This window comes from Burkholderia reimsis (assembly GCF_003294055.1).
Taxonomy (GTDB): domain Bacteria; phylum Pseudomonadota; class Gammaproteobacteria; order Burkholderiales; family Burkholderiaceae; genus Burkholderia; species Burkholderia cepacia.
Map to the genome: position 1 here is coordinate 108,565 of NZ_QMFZ01000003.1, position 14,965 is coordinate 123,529.

The window sequence follows — 14,965 nt, forward strand, 5'->3', positions numbered from 1 at the left end:
AAGATGATTCCGGAAACTCTGTACAACTGCACCGCACACGTCGACGGCCGCGGATACGCAGGTCGTGCAACGAGCGTGACGCCGCCGAAGCTGAAGATCAAGACGGACGACTTCCGCGCGGGCGGGATGGACGGGACGGTCAAGGTGGATCAGGGCATGGAAGCGCTCGACGCGGCGTTCGCAATGTCGACGATGGAATACGAAGTGCTGCGCTTCTTCGGGCTGGTCGATCAGGGAGCGTTCAACGCCGTTTTTCGCGCAGTGTTCATGGACCGCAGTGGCAAGACGAAGAACGTCGCCGTGTATATGCGCGGGATGCTGCATGAAGTCGATCCGGGAGAATGGAAGCCGGGCGACAAGTACGAGGCGAAATTCAACGTGTCGTGCGACTACTACAAGCTGGAGATCGCGGGCCAGATTGTGCACGAGATCGACATCTTCGCGTGCAAGCGCGTGATCAACGGTGTCGATCAGCTCGCGGAAGTTCGTAAGGGACTCGGCATGTAAGTGCCTCGCGCTCGTCATTCGACGGACACGCAGCAAAGCTACTTTATTCAATCAATGGCGAGCCGATGGCTCGCCATTTTCTTTTCAGGAATCGCAATGGAAAAGATCACGGTCAAGCTCACTTATCCGATCAAGCTCAATGGCGTCGAGTGCGACAGCTTCACGCTGCGCCGGCCGAAGGTGCGTGACATGCGCGGTGCGCAGAAGCTCGCGCCGAACGATGCCGAGCAACAGGAGCTGATCTTGTTCGCCAATCTCGCCGACGTGTCGCCCGATGACATCGAAGACATGGACATGGCCGATTACGAGCGCGTGCAGGACGCCTACTACTCCTTTCGATCCGTACGCGAAGCTGGACCGAAAGACGCTCAAGGCGCTGGCAAATCGGCTGGTGCGTGAATACGGCATGTCGCCGACGTCGATCGATGAGATGACGGTCGACGACATGCTCTGGTGGTTGACGGATTGAGAGGGCCGGGATGGCGAAAGACTTAGCACTTGGCATCGTGATCGGCGGGGCCGTCTCGGCGACGTTCGGCAAGGCGATCACCGACACGTCGTCGAAGATCGACGCGATGAAGAAGCGGGCGAACGACTCGCGGCTCTGGCAGCGCCAGATCGGCGAGACGATGCGCCTGCAGGACGAGTTCCGTCGCCTTCATTTGGCGGGCGACAGCGCGGCGGACGGCATTCGCCGCAAGCTCGACAGCAATCTGAAATCGCTGCGAGACGCCGGCATCGAGGTCGGCCGGCTCGATCGTGCGTATGCACAGCTCGGACGAACCGCTCGCGGGCTGGATCTGAAGGTGGCAGGCCGCGAGCGGCTCGCGGCTGGCCAAGAGGCTGGTCGTGGCGTGATCGGCGATGCGATGAAGCTGACGGCAGCCGTCGCGGTGCCGGCGACGATCTCGGCGAACTATCAGGCGATCATTCGCGACATTGCGATCAAGGCCGGCATTGCGCGCACGCAGGAAGAGGCCGCGATGGCGACGCGGATCAGGCGTGACGCCGGGGCGAACGGTATCGGCCGCAACGAGCTGGCGGACGCCGTCAACCAGATGGTCGCAGGCGGCATGGATCTGGATCGCGCGCTCAACTTCGCGCCGCTGGTCGCGAAGTTCTCCATCGGCCAAGGCGCGACGACGGTCGAAACCGCGAAGATGATCCAAGCGCTGCAGCAGAACGCGGAGATCGTCGACCCGAAGCAGATGTCGAAGGCGCTCGAAGCGATCGCGTATCTCGGTAAAGAAGGGTCGTTCGAGTCGGTCGACATGGCGCGTTGGTTCCCGGTGCTGCTCGCCGAGATGAAGAAGATCGGCATCACGGGGCAGGACTCGGTGACGCAGCTCGGGGCAATGCTCCAGGTGCAGATGAAGACCGCCGGCAGCTCGGACGAGGCCGCGAACAACCTGAAAAACTGGTTCTCGAAGATCGGCTCGGGCGAGACCGAACGCAACTATGCGAAGGCCGGTGTCGATTATCAGGCCAAGATGCGCGAGGCGATCGGCAAGGGCTGGTCGACGCTGGAGGCGTCTTTCGTACTCGCCCGCGCGTACATCGAGCGTGTCGACCCTGCCAAGGCGAAGCAGCTCGCAGCTGCGGCGAAGCAGTTCAATTCGGAGATGGACCCCGCCAAGCGTCAGGCGCAGATGGCCGCGTTCGCCGAGACGATGAAGACCGGCGACCTGTTCAACGACATGCAGGTCAAGGCGGCACTGACGGCGTACATGCAAAACGCCGAGCTGTATTCGAACCTGAAGCGCAACGCGCAGCAGGCGAGCGGCGAGATCCAGAAGGATCTGGAGGCACGTCGCGAGACGTCCAAACAGATCTGGAGCGAGGTCGGGCAGCGATGGGACGACGCGATGCGCAGCATTGGCGACGCCCTGCGGCCGATCACGGATCGCGTTGGCGAGGCGGCAAAGGGGGCCGGGAGCGGTATCCAGTCCGCAGCAGACAGCGCTCCGAAGGCGACGGCCGCTGTCGTCGGCATCGCCGGCACGGTGCTCGCAGTACGTGGAGCAAAGGCACTTTGGGGCATCGGTCGCGGCTTGTTCGATATCGCGCGCGGGACGGTGCTGGCGCGAGATGGTCGAGGGGGTGCAGGGCGTGCCGGTGGTGCGGGGGGCGTCGTCGGGCGCGCACTGGATGCAGTCGGTGGGGCTGCGAGCGCCGCTGGTGGCGTCCAGCGCGTGTTTGTCGTGAACATGCCCGGTGGGGGCGTCGATGCGGGCGGGCTTGGCGATCTGATGGGCGGTGGGCGTGCAGGTCGAGCCGCGCGTCGCGCGGCAGCTCGGGCGGGGCGGCTCGGGAGGATCGGGCGGGTCGTCAACGCGGGACGTGCGCTCTTCGGTCGGGTTGCGCCGTGGGCAGGAAAGCTGGCCGTCGCGGGGACCGTCCTGAAGTTCGGCCTTGCGGCTCGCGAAGCGTACGCCGTCGCGTCGAGCACCGATACGAACGATCGGAAGGCCACACGGTTCGCTGGCATCGCCGGCAGTCTCGCGGGTGGCGTGATCGGCGCGAAGGTCGGGGCGACGATCGGGGCGCTCGGCGGGCCGATCGGATCGGCCGTCGTCGGCGTACTTGGCGGGGCACTCGGGACGTTTGTAGGCGACAAGGCACTGAGCGCCATCGCGAGCAAGTTCTTGGGACAGAAACCCGACGAGACGCCCGCGAACGCCGAAGCAGCCGCCAAGGCGGCGAAAGCAGCAGAGACTCCGGCGGCAGATGCCCGCTTCGGGCCGCGTATCGATCAGACGAACACGTTCGCGCCGGTCTTCAACGTGAAGATCGAGGCGAGCGATACCGACATGGCCAACAAGTTTCTCCAACAGGTCAGTCCGCAGCTGACGCGGATGATGGAGGAGCAGCAGCGCAAGGCGAACAGTCGTACGGCAATGTTCGACGCGCCGCATATGTAAGGGAGGCGTCATGGATGTGTTTCGACAGATCTCGGGAGCAGCAACGCAGACGGGGATCGCGACGGAGCGCGTGCGGCAGATGGTTCGTATATTCGATCGAAACCGCGCGGCGAGCATGGCGACGGTCGACATGCTGCAACGTCTCGCGACCGGCAATCTGAGCAGCGCGGCCGAGCTGCTGACAGGCGCGACGAGCGCGCTGTCGGTGGCGTCGGACCTGTTTCCGCAGGTCGGCGCTGTCGTGCGTAGCTTCAACGCGACGCAGGCGTCGATCGGCTCGATTCTGAAAGCCGTCGACGGATCGAATTTCCCCCTTGTGCGGGCTGCCGCCGACAGCGTCAAGTCTGCATTGGGCGGGGCGTGGAATCAGTTCAACGCGGCGGTGGGTCTGAAGGACTCGGCGGTGATGGACTTGATCAAGTCGACGGGCGTCGGCTCGATGCTGTCGGGTCTGATCGACGGGGCGTCGTCGAGCACGCCGCACCTGATGTCGATGACGACGGATGCCGGCGACGCGTTCCACTTCAATCTGTCGACAGCAGCTCACGACAAGCTGCGACGGGCGACGCGATATCGCGTGGCGTCTCAGGAGCGCCTGAATCGTCAGGAGGCGCTGCAGCCGGTCAGCGAAGGGGGCGAGACGATCACGCTGTCGGGCGTCGTGTTCCCATCGCTCGGGGCCGGGACGAAGCAGATCAGCCGGCTGCGTGCGATCGGCGGACGAATGAAGCCCGTGCAGCTCACGACGGGCGACGGCGAAGTGCTCGGCCGCTGGCTGTTGCAGGCGGTCGAGGAGGAGCAGGACGCGCTGCTCGCGGACGGCTTGCCGCGCAAACAAACATTCTCGGTGGAGTTCGGCCGCTATGGCGAAGACTTTAAGAACGTCTGACGGCGACGTGCTCGACACGCTTTGCTATCGCTTCTACGGAGCGCTGCCGGGAACGGTCGAGGCTGTGTACGAAGCGAATCCGGGGCTGGCGAATCAACCGCAGCCGTTCCCGGCCGGCATCGAGATCCTGATGCCGGATCTCGATGCGCCACGTGTCGAGTCGGTCCAGCTCTGGACATAGTGAGGTGCGATGGAAGCGATTTTTCAGGTCGTCGCGAACGGCTCGGACGTGACGAAGGTTATTCAGGATCGCGTGCTTGAGATCCGGTCGATGGACAAACCCGGTCTAGACGCCGACGAGTGCACGATCACGCTCGACGATCGCGACGGCCGCATCGAGTTTCCACCGAAAGGCGCGACGTTGAAGGTGTCGATCGGGTGGGAAGGGCAAGGGCTGTCGATGCTCGGCGAGTACGCCGTCGACGAGGTTGGATTGCGCGGGCCGCCGGCCAGCGTCGTGATCCGGGGCAAGCCTGCGAACATGCGCGCGACGTCGAAAACGCAGCGATACGGGAGCTGGTCGAACGCGAAGCTGGCCGACATCGTCGGCGACGTCGCGCGTCGTAACAAATGGGCAGCCGCATGTGACGTCGACATTGTCGTGCCGCGTATCGACCAGTTCGGTGAAAGCGATTTGCACTTCATCACGCGCGTGGCTCGCCAGTACGGTGCGACGGCGACGGTCAAGGCCGGCAAGCTGATCGTCTTGCCGCGCGGCGGCGGCAAGAGCGCGAGCGGCAAGCCGCTGTCGATCGTCACTCTCACGCCGGGCGACCTGCTCGATTACGACATCAATTTCCCGGACCGAGCGAGCTTCGCGGCCGTGCGCACGAAGGTGCATGACCGCAAGTCCGGGAAGAAGGTCGATCTGACGATCCCGAACCCGGATGCGCCGCCAGGTGCGTCCGCGGTGCATACCGAGCGCCATGCGTTCGCGAGTCCGGAAGCCGCGAAAGCGGGCGCGACATCGCGAATGGCGACGCTCAACCGGCACACGTCGACGAGCCGGCTGACGATGCGCGGCCGCGCAGATCTGTCGGCGGAAAAGACGATCGCGCTGAAGGGGTTCAAGACCGGAGTAGACGGTGAGTTTCTGGTCGAGTCGGTCGAGCACACGTTCGCATCGCGCGGGTGGATCACGGTCGTGACTTTGAACGGAGGGAACAAGGGGAAAGCGAAGGTCGGGCACAAGAAGAAGTCGGGCAAGAAAATCACTCTGGTGGTGCCGGCGCCGCAGTAACGCGTCACGCACTGAATTTGCAGGCCGCTCACGGGCAACCGGGGCGGCCTTTCTTTTTATCGGGCAAGGGGAACCGATGCAAGACCACGAAAAAACGATTCTGGAGCTGATCGTCATGGGCGGATTGATTGGCATCGCGAAGGTGTTGGTGGGCGAGGAGCAACTGACGTTTCGGCTCGTCGCCGGCCGGGCCGTATTGGGATCGGCGACGTCGATGGTGGCCGGGCTCGCGCTGCTGCAGATTCCAGATCTGCCGCCGATCGCGCTGCTTGGTCTGGGGAGTGCGCTCGGCATTGTGGGGTCGCAGTACCTCGAAGTGCTGCTGCGCCGGAATGCAAAACGTGTGTTTGGGGGGAAGTGACGATGGCGCGAATCAGTGTTGTCGCAGCAGGCGGAAAGAACCGGGTGGCGTTTCTCGACGCCATCGCTGTAAGCGAGATCGGCTCGCCGCTGCTCGCGAAGTCGGACGATGGTTACAACGTCCTGGTCGGTGCGACGGCCTCGCGCCCGCTCCTGTTTGCGAGCTATGCCGCACATCCGAACGTGCTCAATCGCCAGATCCGCGTGCCGTCGACAGCGGCGGGCCGCTACCAGATCCTCACGCGCTGGTGGCGGATCTATCAGGCGCAGATGAAGCTGCCCGACTTCGGGCCGGTGTCGCAGGATCGGTACGCGCTGCAGCAGCTCCGCGAGCACGGTGCATTGCCGTTGATCGATGCCGGACGATTTCATGAGGCGGTGGCGAAGGTATCGAACGTATGGGCCAGTCTGCCGGGGGCGGGATACGGCCAGCACGAAAACGACATCGAGAAATTGCTCGCGGCGTATCGCGCGGCCGGCGGGGAGGTGATCGCATGACGTGGATCGACCCGCGCATTTGGCTGCTCGTCGTTGCCGGCGTCATTGCCGGCGCTGCCTGCGGCTACTTCGAGGGACATCGTGATGCCGACCAATCCGCGAAGGTGGCGGATCAGGCGCGGCAGATCGATGACCTGACGAACGAACGTAACGAATTTCGCCGCCGGTTGGCGGCACAACAGGAGATCGCAACCGATGCTGCGAAAGAACGTGATCAGGCAACCGCTGATGCTGCTGTTGCCGGTGCTGCTGCTGACGGGCTGCGCAGGCAAGTCGCCGCACTCGTCGCCGACGTCCGGCGTGCCGGCGCTGCGGCCGGAAGCCCGGCAACCGGCGACGCCCTCGATCTGCTTGCCGACGTGTTCGGCCGGGCTGACGAGCGCGCGGGAGAGTTGGCAAAGATCGCTGACGAGCGAGGCATCGCCGGTCGGCAATGCGAGCGCAGTTATGACGCGTTGATCGGCGACGCGCAAAGCAACTTGCCGCAGTAGCGCGGCGATCGGGGCCGGGCGGCCTCGAAAGAAACAGGGCGACCGGAGGACGTGCAGCAACACGTCTCCCGGTCGCCTTTCCACTGTGTACGCCAGTGAATCGGCCAAGGCCCTGCTACCTACCGGTAGGCGGGCCGGATTCTACACCAAGTTTAAAAACGGCTTTCACAATGGCAAATCCCATCATTCCTTGGATCGGCGGTAAGCGCCGTCTTGCAGATCACCTGATCCCGCGTTTCCCGGCGCACGACTGCTATGTCGAAGTGTTCGCGGGCGGGGCCGCGTTGTACTTCATGCGTCCGCCGGCGAAGGTCGAGGTGGTCAACGACATCAACGGTGAACTGATCAATTTGTATCGTGTCGTGCAGCATCATGTCGATGAGTTCGTGCGGCAGTTCAATTGGGCGTTTACGAGTCGCGAGCTGTTTGGTTGGTTGAAGCATACGATCCCGGAAACGCTCACCGATATCCAGCGTGCTGCACGCTTCTACTACCTGCAAAAAAGTTGCTTTGGTGGGAAGCTCGAAGGGCAGACTTTCGGATCGAAGACGCTGGCTGCGCCGGGATTGAATCCCATTCGACTGAAGGAGGAGCTATCCGTCGCGCATCAGCGGTTGGCGAACGCCTTCATCGAGCGCTTGGATTGGGCTGCGTGCATTGATCGATACGATCGGCCGCACACGCTGTTCTATCTCGATCCGCCGTATTACGAGACGCAGGGGTATGGCGTGCCGTTCCCGTTCGCGGAGTACGAAAAGATGGCCGAGCGGCTACGTCGTCTCAAAGGTCGCGCGATTGTGAGTCTCAACGATCACCCGGACATTCGACGCGTGTTCGAAGGGTTTTACATCGAGACCGTGCCGATCCAGTACACGGTTGGTGTCGAGGCCGTCGACCGTAACGAGCTGATCATTTTCAGTTGGGATGACGCGGCGCAGCCGGTTGGTCTGTTCTAGCGGATGGCTCGCTCGCAGGACAGTTCCTGCGGCATACCCGGCAATTTTGCGGGGTTTTGGGCGCGGGGGCGAGTTGGTTAAATGTCACATTTGGTCAAGTCGCCTTCCGACTCTCGACATCGGTCTCTTGCTCGGGTCATAGTCGGATCATTAGAAACCGAGAGGGCCTGCATGTGAAGCGGAACTATCTCCGAGTCGGAGACCAATCGACCAGCGGCGGGGTGGTCGTCGACGCTATCCCGACAATGAGTTGCGACGGGGTTGGACTCACCTACGTAGGTGCCAAAGTAACTTGTCCAGCGTGCAAGCGTGTCGGCGTCATCGTTGCAGAGGGGCCGCGTTGGCCGGGTAACTTGATGGGACACGAAGCTGCGCTGGAGGGCGATAAGGTCGCTTGCGGGTGCAGTCCGCTCCCAACCATGATTGCATCGCAGTCAGAGATGTTTCAGTCCTTCGAGTCGGATGCACTCGTCAAAATGGGTTTTTCCGCGACAGGAGGTCCGGTCGCGCTCGAGCTCGCTGCCCCGAAGCCATCCCAGGGATTCTGTCTCTCGTGCATGGTTGCTGCTGCCAAGAACGCGGCTGCGATGGTCGTTCGCGGGTGAGCGTCGATGAGCATTCAAGATATCTATTCAGCGGTGCAAGGGCGGGCGAGCCTTCCGGTTCGTCTGTTCGCACTTGTGGATGGTCTGTTGTATTCGGAGCTGGGCGGTTCCGAGCCGCGCCGGACGCGCGACGCGGCAATTGCGCTGCTTGATGCAACACCAGACGCCTCGCTCGCGGACGCCGGCCCGTGGCTATTCGACTTCGCGGCTGTCGACGGCGATTGCCGGCGTGTGCTTGGGCAGTTAGCGCAGGGCGAATATGGGGTGAGCTGGATTATCAGCGCGTATCAACCGCACCAGCTTGCGGCAGAACTTCGCGACCGGCTCGACGGCATATTGCCGGATGGCCGGTCGGTAATGCTTCGCTATTACGACGCCCGTGTGATGCGGCATTTCGCACCTGCCCTTAGTCCGACCGAGCGGACGACATTTTTCTCACCGACCTTCGACTGGTTGATCGAGATCGACGGGCAGCTCTTCAGGGCGCATCCCCATGCCGCTTAACCTTACTCCCGCCCACGTGTCTGCACTCGCCGAGGGCGAGGCTCGCAATTTCGTTGACGGCGTGCGCCGTGATCTGCTCAAGGCGGATCCTGCTTTGACGCGGGATATCGATCTTCATAACCGGCTCTGGGATGCATATCGCGCCGCTCGATCTCTCGGGATTCAGGATAGCGAGCATCTGGTTCAGTTCTTGAAAATCGAGGCGTATTCGCCGCACTTTTACGAGAAGCCGGCTGCGAAGGCATGGCTGACGAAACCCGGCCGTAGCGCCGATGAGCGTTTTCACGTCTACGTCCAAGAGATCACTTGGCGATCACAACATCCCGATAGCTTGAAAGGAGTTCCGCATGGCGGCACCGTTAATCCCTCTAGTGACAGCCGCAGCAGCGGAAGCGGGGCCGGTATTGTCGGCTATTGGAAGCGCTTTATTGGGGGGCGTGGCAGTAGCGGGGATCGGTAGCCTTCGGGGTGACGTCAGCAAGATGGACGAGCAGGCGAAGGCAAAAACGGAATCGCGGACAATGTCCGATTCCACTGCGCCTTGCAAGAAGTGCCCGCCCGAACAGACGGGCAAGCTTGTGCGGAGCCGACACGGCGCTAACTGGCCGGCGTACCGATATCAGGCGCGCGTAACCGGCTTTGCGTTCGATACGGAGAGCTGCCAGTGGAGCGACGAGTGGGAGTGGCTTGGAATCGATTTTGACGGGTTCAAGCCGCAAGAGTGCTTGCTGCAAGAGGCCAAGGGGAACTATGACCAGTTCCTTGATGGATCTATTCCGAAGTCCGAACAGTTCTTCAAGGGCTTTCGCCATATGCGCGATCAGGCGATCAAGCGCGCGATGCGGGTCAAGGCGAATCCGCCTACGCGGCTACGGTACTATTTCCAAGGGCCGTTGACCTATAGGCGGATGTCGGTATGGTTTAAGACCATGTCGATCGAGTCGGAGTATTTTCCGTAAATTCCTACCATCATGAAAATTGATTCTTTCATCAAGGCCGGCGGGATCGAGGTGTTCGCTTTCTCGCAAACACTCGCGAAGGTTGGTGCGATTGTTGATGTAATGGCGGCAGCGGCTCCGGAACTGTCGCGTCCGAATTGGCGAATGCAGGGCGACACGCTCGAAGAGGCGCAGGCGGGGGAGGTGTACGCGACCGATGGCCAGCCCAGTAGCACGGCGGTCGCGGCGCTGGAGAATGAATACCGGGGCGAAGAAACGTCCTCGCTCGGGATATGGGATGGCAGCGCCGACGATTCCATCGGCGCATCGATTGAGGTCTTCGCGTGCGGCGGGCATTTCCCCGATACGGTATCAATTGACGCTCGCGGAGCGTTCATCGAACACAAAGACACTGTGGCGAGTATTGTGGGCGCGACCGCACAGGAGTTTTTGCCGGCCGTGATCTCGGCAGCGCCTGACGGTTACTCGGACAAGCAGGCGTTTCAAGACCGCCCCGGTGTGGGTTGGATGATCTATCTGCCCGTGGAGCTGACCATTCAACAGATCCCCGAAGCGCAGGAGATCGTTCCCGTGTTGTCGGCAGATCGGAAGATGCGACTCGGGACGATCCTTGTCAGCATCAAGGGTGAGGTGTTCTCGGCCGACAATGAGGAGCACCTGGCCGTGGCGCACAATATCGAGGCGCGACTCATTTCTATGGATCTACTGCCGCTTCTTGCCGAGATCTGAGGGCAGCTAAGGTCCGTCAATCCCTGCCAATTGAATCGGGTGACGTCTTGTCATAGATCGGACATAAAGTTACTGTTGCCGCTCAGGTTTACCGATAGCTCTGTCTCCCTTGCGCGATGTTCGCCTTTCGATCAATTTCGCTCTGCGCTTGCAAATGTGCTTATCCGATTTAGTATGCGGAAACCACGCGCCGGCGCGCGCACACTTTTGCGGCGAGGAGATCCATGCATCCCGGGAAGGCAGCCCCTTACGCCATTGTGGCAGTCGGCATTGTGATTGCCTGCGCGCTGATGGGCCTGTGCGTGCTACAGCTATTCCAGAGCCGCCACGACGCCCTGGAGCGGGCTAGCGAAACCTCGCGCAATCTCGGTCTGCTGGCCGAGCGCGATATCGAGCGCAACTTCGAACTCTACGACCTATCCTTACAGGCGCTGATTCACGGCTTGCAGCGGCCTGACGTGATGGCAGCAGCGCCCGCGCTGCGACGCGGCGTGCTGTTCGACCATGCAATGAATGCGCCCTTTATTGGTGCGCAGCTGGTGCTCGATGCCAAGGGCAACATCATCCTCGATTCGTCCAACGACGTGCCCCGCAAGGGAAATTTCTCCGACCGTAAGTACTTCACCGTCCATCGCGATCGTCCTGATGTTGGTCTCTATGTCAGCGATCCGTTCGCATCGCGCCTGCGCAGCGGCATGCTCGTCATTACGTTGTCGCGGCGGATCTCAAACTCGGACGGATCGTTCGCGGGTATTGCACTGATCGCGCTCAACCTCGAATACTTCCATCGGCTGTTTGCCGGCCTATCGCTCGGGCAGCATGGTTCGATGTCGCTGATCGGCAAGGACGGCATTATGGTGATGCGTCAGCCGTACAAGGACGGTATCGTCGGCCGCGACATCAGCAAGGCCGCGACTTTCCTGCGGTTCAAGTCCGCACCAGAAGGGGTGTTCTCGGAGACCGCCTCAATCGACGGCGTGCGCCGGCTCTACTACTTCAAGCACCTGCCCAAGTTGCCGCTGATCATCATGGTGGCGGAAGCCGAGCAGGACATCTATGCCGCGTGGCGGCACCGCGCCGTAACAATCGGCGCATTAGTAGCCACCTTCGGCGCTGCTTTCATCGCGCTGTCGATCTTGCTCAGTGGGCAACTGCGGCGTCGCATGCGTGCTGAGTCAGAGCTGGTGCTGCTTGCACGCACCGACGGGCTCACCGGCCTGAACAATCGCCGCAGCTTCGGGGAGGTGTTGAACCGGGAGTGGGGTCGCGCCAGGCGCGCGCATTCCGTCTTTTCACTGCTGTTCGTCGACGTCGACCGCTTTAAGGCTTACAACGATACTTACGGCCATCAGGCAGGGGATGATGCGCTGGCTGCGGTCGCCCGCTGTATCGGCGAGAGCATCCGACGCCCGGTCGATACTGCGGCTCGCTATGGCGGGGAGGAATTCGTCGTGCTGCTCCCGGACACGCCGCAGACCGGAGCCGTGCAGATCGCCGAACGGATTCGTGCGGCGATCGACGATCTGGCACTTGAGCACGCTGGTAGCGAATATGGGCGCGTGACGGCCAGTATTGGTTTGGCGACGTGGACGCCGGATCAAGGCTGTGAGCCAAGCGCGCTGATCAAGGAGGCAGACGAGGCGCTGTACTACGCGAAGTTAACCGGGAGGAACAAGGTCGCTACGTCCAACGTAGCAGCTTGATGGAGCGAATTGGCAGGTACAAGAATACGAAAGCCCGCTGCGAGCGGGCTTTTTTGCGTGCTACAAATTTGCTACAGCAAGGGGCGAGAGCCTTGCTGGATAAGCCTTGAGCTTATCATTCCATCCCCTGAACTACGGGGTTGTTGCCTCCGCTTGCCGCGATACTAACCCAGATGGTGAGGCACAGTGTCCGGATTAACTTGCATCTGCATTTTTTGCTGCGTAAAGGAAGCGACGTATTGCATCGCAGCGACATTGAGACGGTTCGATGTTTTGGATGAAGTAGTGGTGATTCCTCTGCATAACATTAGCAACCAACGCCCCTAGTGTCTCATGATTCACGGACGTGATCATCGCGATGCAGGTGTCCATCGCGGCGAACCTATTCATGCGTTCCGCACCATCGATCGCAATTTCTAAGGCAAAAGCACGTGTCCTGTCGGGGACTCCGGCTGCGTCAAATATTCGCTTCATATTGTCGGCAATCGTTTCGGCAAATGACCAGCCGTACTGCCCGCCTTCGACCATTTGTTTGTAGACTTCGAGGAATGTGGGCAACTGTTCAATCAGCACCCCTTGGCTGATCGCCATCATGAACGGTTGGCCCAACTCCGAGCATATTCGCGCCTTGTCCGCATCCTCCAGAACCGTTAGCGTGTTGACAAACTCGATTATCTGATCTGGGTGGAACTTGTTCTCAGTTCTCAGGGTTGTTTGAATCGTATCGAGTAGCTGGTTTGCTTTTCCTATTGCCCCTCCGCGTCCCAACACAACATCAAATGCGAAGCTTAACGCCTGTTTGAGGTCTGCGAGGGTGGAGAAGCGCCTAGACTTGTTCTGCTGACTGGAACGTTCGATCACATAGAACAATGCTGGATGGATGCCATCGTCCGACATGTATGTAGGATCGCGGCCTGTTAGCAAGACATAAAAGGTCTTGCCCAGCATAAAAATGTCACTTGTTGCATCGGCATGCTTGAATCCTCCGTTATAAAATTCGGGAGGCAAGTATCCAAATGTGCCATATGCGATGTGGCTTTCGGTAAATCGAGTGAGTGAATCTATTTCTGCGCCTAGACCTAAATCTGAAACAACTATGCTTGCGCCTTCGCGAAGAAAATTCTGAGGCTTGATGTCTCGATGGTAGATATTGTTGGCGTGAAGTTCGTTGATGCCATCTATCATTAGATTGAAAACTTGTTCGGCCGCTGAATAGTTGATTCCTAATGAGCCATTGAGCGCGAGCAAATCTCCATCGCGATAGAACTTCATTACAAAATATGGTGGAAAATGTTCCACGTTTGCCCAATATACTTGAGCTATCCGAGAATTTCCGGAAAACGAAGCCAAAATGCGTACTTCACGACGAAAGCGGTGAAGGGTTTGCTCATCGTCTCCGCGGCAGTATTTAAGTGCGAGCTCGCCTATCAAGTGCCCGTGCGTGTCGCCAACAATGAGCACCTTGCCCATGCCGCCAGAATCGCTCAGGACGCGGACAACTCTCCACCTGCCGTCGATTACGTCACCCTGATAAAAATCCATAAAGTTCCCCGGAAGCAGTATTCTGAGATAGGTTTTTGGGCCTGTAGCAGCTTGAATGCATCAGCTGGCGCAGCAGTACAGTGGCATTATGCATCGATCAAAGCGCTTCTTCGTAACGGCGCTGTGCGCGAACGGGACTGCTGCGTCACGCAATGGTCGTAGGAGCCGCAGGCGGGGTTAGCGGCTGGGATATCAGCAGTGACGAGCAGTTCAAATAGTGTACCGCCTGCCGAATCGCAGCATTGTCAGGTGGAGACGCGGTCGTTCATGCTTTTGAGGCGGCTAATTCGGGTGGTCAATTTCTTTAAATGATTGATTTTATGTAATTTGTGGCGGCCTGCAAAGCCGTTTAGGCCGGTTCGACTCCGGCTCGCGCCTCCAGGTAGGAAAAGAAAAGCCCCGCTTCGGCGGGGCTTTTCTTTTTTCCGCGCCCGTTGCGGAGATGGCTCGTGAGACGGGCGGGATGGATGCGGTAGCATGACGCGACCCGCGGGCGTTTGGGCCCCGCGCGAAACGTCGAGGCTGTCGATGCAGAAACCTGGTGAGGCGGATTGAACACCCCGGAGCCCGAAACGAGGGACGCGCGGCTTTCCGATTGCGCCGCAATCGCGAGGCTGTTGCGCCAGCTCGGATATGACGTCTCGCCCGCGCTGATCCATGAAAAATTGCTGTCGCTGGCCGACAAGCCGAGTGACCGGGTCTGCGTGGCGATTCTGAATGGCGAGATTGTCGGCAGTATCAGCCTGCACATCCTTCCGCTCTTTCACGCACCCGGGAATCTCGGGCGCATCACGAGTTTGGTCGTCGACCAGCGTCACCGGGGATGCGGAATCGGCGGTGCGCTGATGGCGGACGCGCAACGTTGGTTCGAGCGCGGCCGATGTGTGAAGCTGGAGGTGACGAGTGGTGACCAACGTCCGGACGCCCACCGTTTTTACGCGCATCACGGTTTCGCGCGCGACGGGCAGCGTCTTTCCAGGAAAATGCGCACGTAGCGTGTGTTTGAAAACCAAAGCCCGCTGCGAGCGGGCTTTTTGATTTCGGCAGATGCAGCGGGATTC

The 14,965-nt window shown here is 60.6% G+C and carries 18 protein-coding genes and 1 tRNA gene; 18 read left to right on the forward strand and 1 reads right to left on the reverse strand.

Translation table 11 applies throughout. The features are described from left to right. The first annotated feature begins 3 nt into the window (after window positions 1–3). From DPV79_RS05335 to DPV79_RS05410, 16 genes are all read left to right on the forward strand, one after another. The gene (locus DPV79_RS05335) at window positions 4–507 is read left to right on the forward strand and encodes a phage major tail tube protein (RefSeq protein ID WP_113044955.1); all 504 of its coding nucleotides are present in this window, start codon (window positions 4–6) and stop codon (window positions 505–507) included. Window positions 508–603: 96 nt separating this feature from the next. After that, complete coding sequence (locus DPV79_RS05340) at window positions 604–906, forward strand: phage tail assembly protein (protein ID WP_113044956.1); 303 nt, start codon at window positions 604–606, stop codon at window positions 904–906. An 80-nt stretch (window positions 907–986) separates the two neighbouring features. Then, the gene (locus tag DPV79_RS05345; RefSeq protein WP_113044957.1) at window positions 987–3,428 is read left to right on the forward strand and encodes a phage tail tape measure protein; all 2,442 of its coding nucleotides are present in this window, start codon (window positions 987–989) and stop codon (window positions 3,426–3,428) included. A 10-nt stretch (window positions 3,429–3,438) separates the two neighbouring features. Beyond that, window positions 3,439–4,317, forward strand: coding sequence for a phage tail protein (locus DPV79_RS05350; protein ID WP_113044958.1), 879 nt, complete (start codon window positions 3,439–3,441; stop codon window positions 4,315–4,317). Further along, window positions 4,292–4,498 (forward strand): tail protein X, encoded by a 207-nt coding sequence (locus tag DPV79_RS05355; RefSeq protein ID WP_113045050.1) that lies wholly within the window; start codon window positions 4,292–4,294, stop codon window positions 4,496–4,498. Before DPV79_RS05350 ends, DPV79_RS05355 begins: the two co-directional genes overlap by 26 nt. Window positions 4,499–4,507: 9 nt before the next feature. Continuing rightward, on the forward strand, window positions 4,508–5,557 hold the full coding sequence (locus DPV79_RS05360; RefSeq protein ID WP_113044959.1) for a phage late control D family protein: 1,050 nt from the start codon (window positions 4,508–4,510) through the stop codon (window positions 5,555–5,557). Window positions 5,558–5,633: 76 nt separating this feature from the next. Beyond that, window positions 5,634–5,918: a phage holin family protein gene (locus tag DPV79_RS05365; protein WP_113044960.1), complete on the forward strand. Its 285-nt coding sequence runs from the start codon at window positions 5,634–5,636 to the stop codon at window positions 5,916–5,918. A 2-nt stretch (window positions 5,919–5,920) separates the two neighbouring features. Continuing rightward, a complete protein-coding gene (locus DPV79_RS05370; RefSeq protein ID WP_113044961.1) occupies window positions 5,921–6,415 on the forward strand; it encodes a glycoside hydrolase family 24 protein in 495 nt (164 codons plus the stop codon). Further along, the gene (locus tag DPV79_RS05375) at window positions 6,412–6,906 is read left to right on the forward strand and encodes a DUF2514 family protein (RefSeq protein WP_113044962.1); all 495 of its coding nucleotides are present in this window, start codon (window positions 6,412–6,414) and stop codon (window positions 6,904–6,906) included. Before DPV79_RS05370 ends, DPV79_RS05375 begins: the two co-directional genes overlap by 4 nt. A gap of 170 nt (window positions 6,907–7,076) precedes the next feature. Continuing rightward, window positions 7,077–7,862, forward strand: a complete 786-nt coding sequence (locus tag DPV79_RS05380; RefSeq protein WP_034188709.1) for a DNA adenine methylase — start codon at window positions 7,077–7,079, stop codon at window positions 7,860–7,862. Between the two features lie 173 nt (window positions 7,863–8,035). Further along, complete coding sequence (locus DPV79_RS43825; RefSeq protein ID WP_063802258.1) at window positions 8,036–8,467, forward strand: PAAR domain-containing protein; 432 nt, start codon at window positions 8,036–8,038, stop codon at window positions 8,465–8,467. Between the two features lie 6 nt (window positions 8,468–8,473). Continuing rightward, entirely contained in the window at window positions 8,474–8,971 is a 498-nt protein-coding gene (locus DPV79_RS05390; RefSeq protein WP_113044963.1) for a DUF4123 domain-containing protein, read from the forward strand. After that, window positions 8,961–9,431 (forward strand): hypothetical protein, encoded by a 471-nt coding sequence (locus DPV79_RS05395; protein ID WP_113044964.1) that lies wholly within the window; start codon window positions 8,961–8,963, stop codon window positions 9,429–9,431. The genes DPV79_RS05390 and DPV79_RS05395 overlap by 11 nt, the downstream gene beginning before the upstream one ends. 22 nt (window positions 9,432–9,453) lie before the next feature. Then, on the forward strand, window positions 9,454–9,930 hold the full coding sequence (locus DPV79_RS05400) for a restriction endonuclease fold toxin 5 domain-containing protein (protein ID WP_425267347.1): 477 nt from the start codon (window positions 9,454–9,456) through the stop codon (window positions 9,928–9,930). 12 nt (window positions 9,931–9,942) lie between these two features. Then, the gene (locus DPV79_RS43245) at window positions 9,943–10,659 is read left to right on the forward strand and encodes an Imm52 family immunity protein (protein WP_027787037.1); all 717 of its coding nucleotides are present in this window, start codon (window positions 9,943–9,945) and stop codon (window positions 10,657–10,659) included. A 224-nt stretch (window positions 10,660–10,883) separates the two neighbouring features. Next, window positions 10,884–12,362 (forward strand): sensor domain-containing diguanylate cyclase, encoded by a 1,479-nt coding sequence (locus DPV79_RS05410; protein WP_113044965.1) that lies wholly within the window; start codon window positions 10,884–10,886, stop codon window positions 12,360–12,362. 195 nt (window positions 12,363–12,557) lie between these two features. Here DPV79_RS05410 and DPV79_RS05415 read toward each other — a convergent pair whose 3' ends face one another. Further along, complete coding sequence (locus DPV79_RS05415; RefSeq protein ID WP_113044966.1) at window positions 12,558–13,904, reverse strand: serine/threonine-protein kinase; 1,347 nt, start codon at window positions 13,902–13,904, stop codon at window positions 12,558–12,560. A 254-nt stretch (window positions 13,905–14,158) separates the two neighbouring features. Here DPV79_RS05415 and DPV79_RS42515 point away from each other — a divergent pair. Both DPV79_RS42515 and DPV79_RS05420 read left to right on the forward strand, forming a co-directional pair. Next, window positions 14,159–14,285: transfer RNA gene (locus tag DPV79_RS42515), tRNA-Ser, on the forward strand. A 170-nt stretch (window positions 14,286–14,455) separates the two neighbouring features. Then, window positions 14,456–14,899 carry a GNAT family N-acetyltransferase gene (locus DPV79_RS05420; RefSeq protein ID WP_113044967.1) on the forward strand — a complete coding sequence of 148 codons (444 nt, stop codon included), beginning with the start codon at window positions 14,456–14,458 and terminating at the stop codon, window positions 14,897–14,899. Window positions 14,900–14,965: the final 66 nt, after the last annotated feature.

Excerpts from the sequence above, each read along its gene's own strand:
- DPV79_RS05345 (WP_113044957.1), top strand. The coding sequence starts at position 987 with ATGGCGAAAGACTTAGCACTTGGCATCGTGATCGGCGGGGCCGTCTCG.
- DPV79_RS05350 (WP_113044958.1), top strand. The coding sequence starts at position 3,439 with ATGGATGTGTTTCGACAGATCTCGGGAGCAGCAACGCAGACGGGGATC.
- DPV79_RS05375 (WP_113044962.1), top strand. The coding sequence starts at position 6,412 with ATGACGTGGATCGACCCGCGCATTTGGCTGCTCGTCGTTGCCGGCGTC.
- DPV79_RS05335 (WP_113044955.1), top strand. The coding sequence starts at position 4 with ATGATTCCGGAAACTCTGTACAACTGCACCGCACACGTCGACGGCCGC.
- DPV79_RS05365 (WP_113044960.1), top strand. The coding sequence starts at position 5,634 with ATGCAAGACCACGAAAAAACGATTCTGGAGCTGATCGTCATGGGCGGA.
- DPV79_RS05390 (WP_113044963.1), top strand. The coding sequence starts at position 8,474 with ATGAGCATTCAAGATATCTATTCAGCGGTGCAAGGGCGGGCGAGCCTT.
- DPV79_RS43245 (WP_027787037.1), top strand. The coding sequence starts at position 9,943 with ATGAAAATTGATTCTTTCATCAAGGCCGGCGGGATCGAGGTGTTCGCT.
- DPV79_RS05380 (WP_034188709.1), top strand. The coding sequence starts at position 7,077 with ATGGCAAATCCCATCATTCCTTGGATCGGCGGTAAGCGCCGTCTTGCA.
- DPV79_RS05355 (WP_113045050.1), top strand. The coding sequence starts at position 4,292 with ATGGCGAAGACTTTAAGAACGTCTGACGGCGACGTGCTCGACACGCTT.
- DPV79_RS05400 (WP_425267347.1), top strand. The coding sequence starts at position 9,454 with ATGGACGAGCAGGCGAAGGCAAAAACGGAATCGCGGACAATGTCCGAT.
- DPV79_RS05360 (WP_113044959.1), top strand. The coding sequence starts at position 4,508 with ATGGAAGCGATTTTTCAGGTCGTCGCGAACGGCTCGGACGTGACGAAG.
- DPV79_RS05370 (WP_113044961.1), top strand. The coding sequence starts at position 5,921 with ATGGCGCGAATCAGTGTTGTCGCAGCAGGCGGAAAGAACCGGGTGGCG.
- DPV79_RS05340 (WP_113044956.1), top strand. The coding sequence starts at position 604 with ATGGAAAAGATCACGGTCAAGCTCACTTATCCGATCAAGCTCAATGGC.
- DPV79_RS05395 (WP_113044964.1), top strand. The coding sequence starts at position 8,961 with ATGCCGCTTAACCTTACTCCCGCCCACGTGTCTGCACTCGCCGAGGGC.
- DPV79_RS05415 (WP_113044966.1), bottom strand. The coding sequence starts at position 13,904 with ATGGATTTTTATCAGGGTGACGTAATCGACGGCAGGTGGAGAGTTGTC.
- DPV79_RS05410 (WP_113044965.1), top strand. The coding sequence starts at position 10,884 with ATGCATCCCGGGAAGGCAGCCCCTTACGCCATTGTGGCAGTCGGCATT.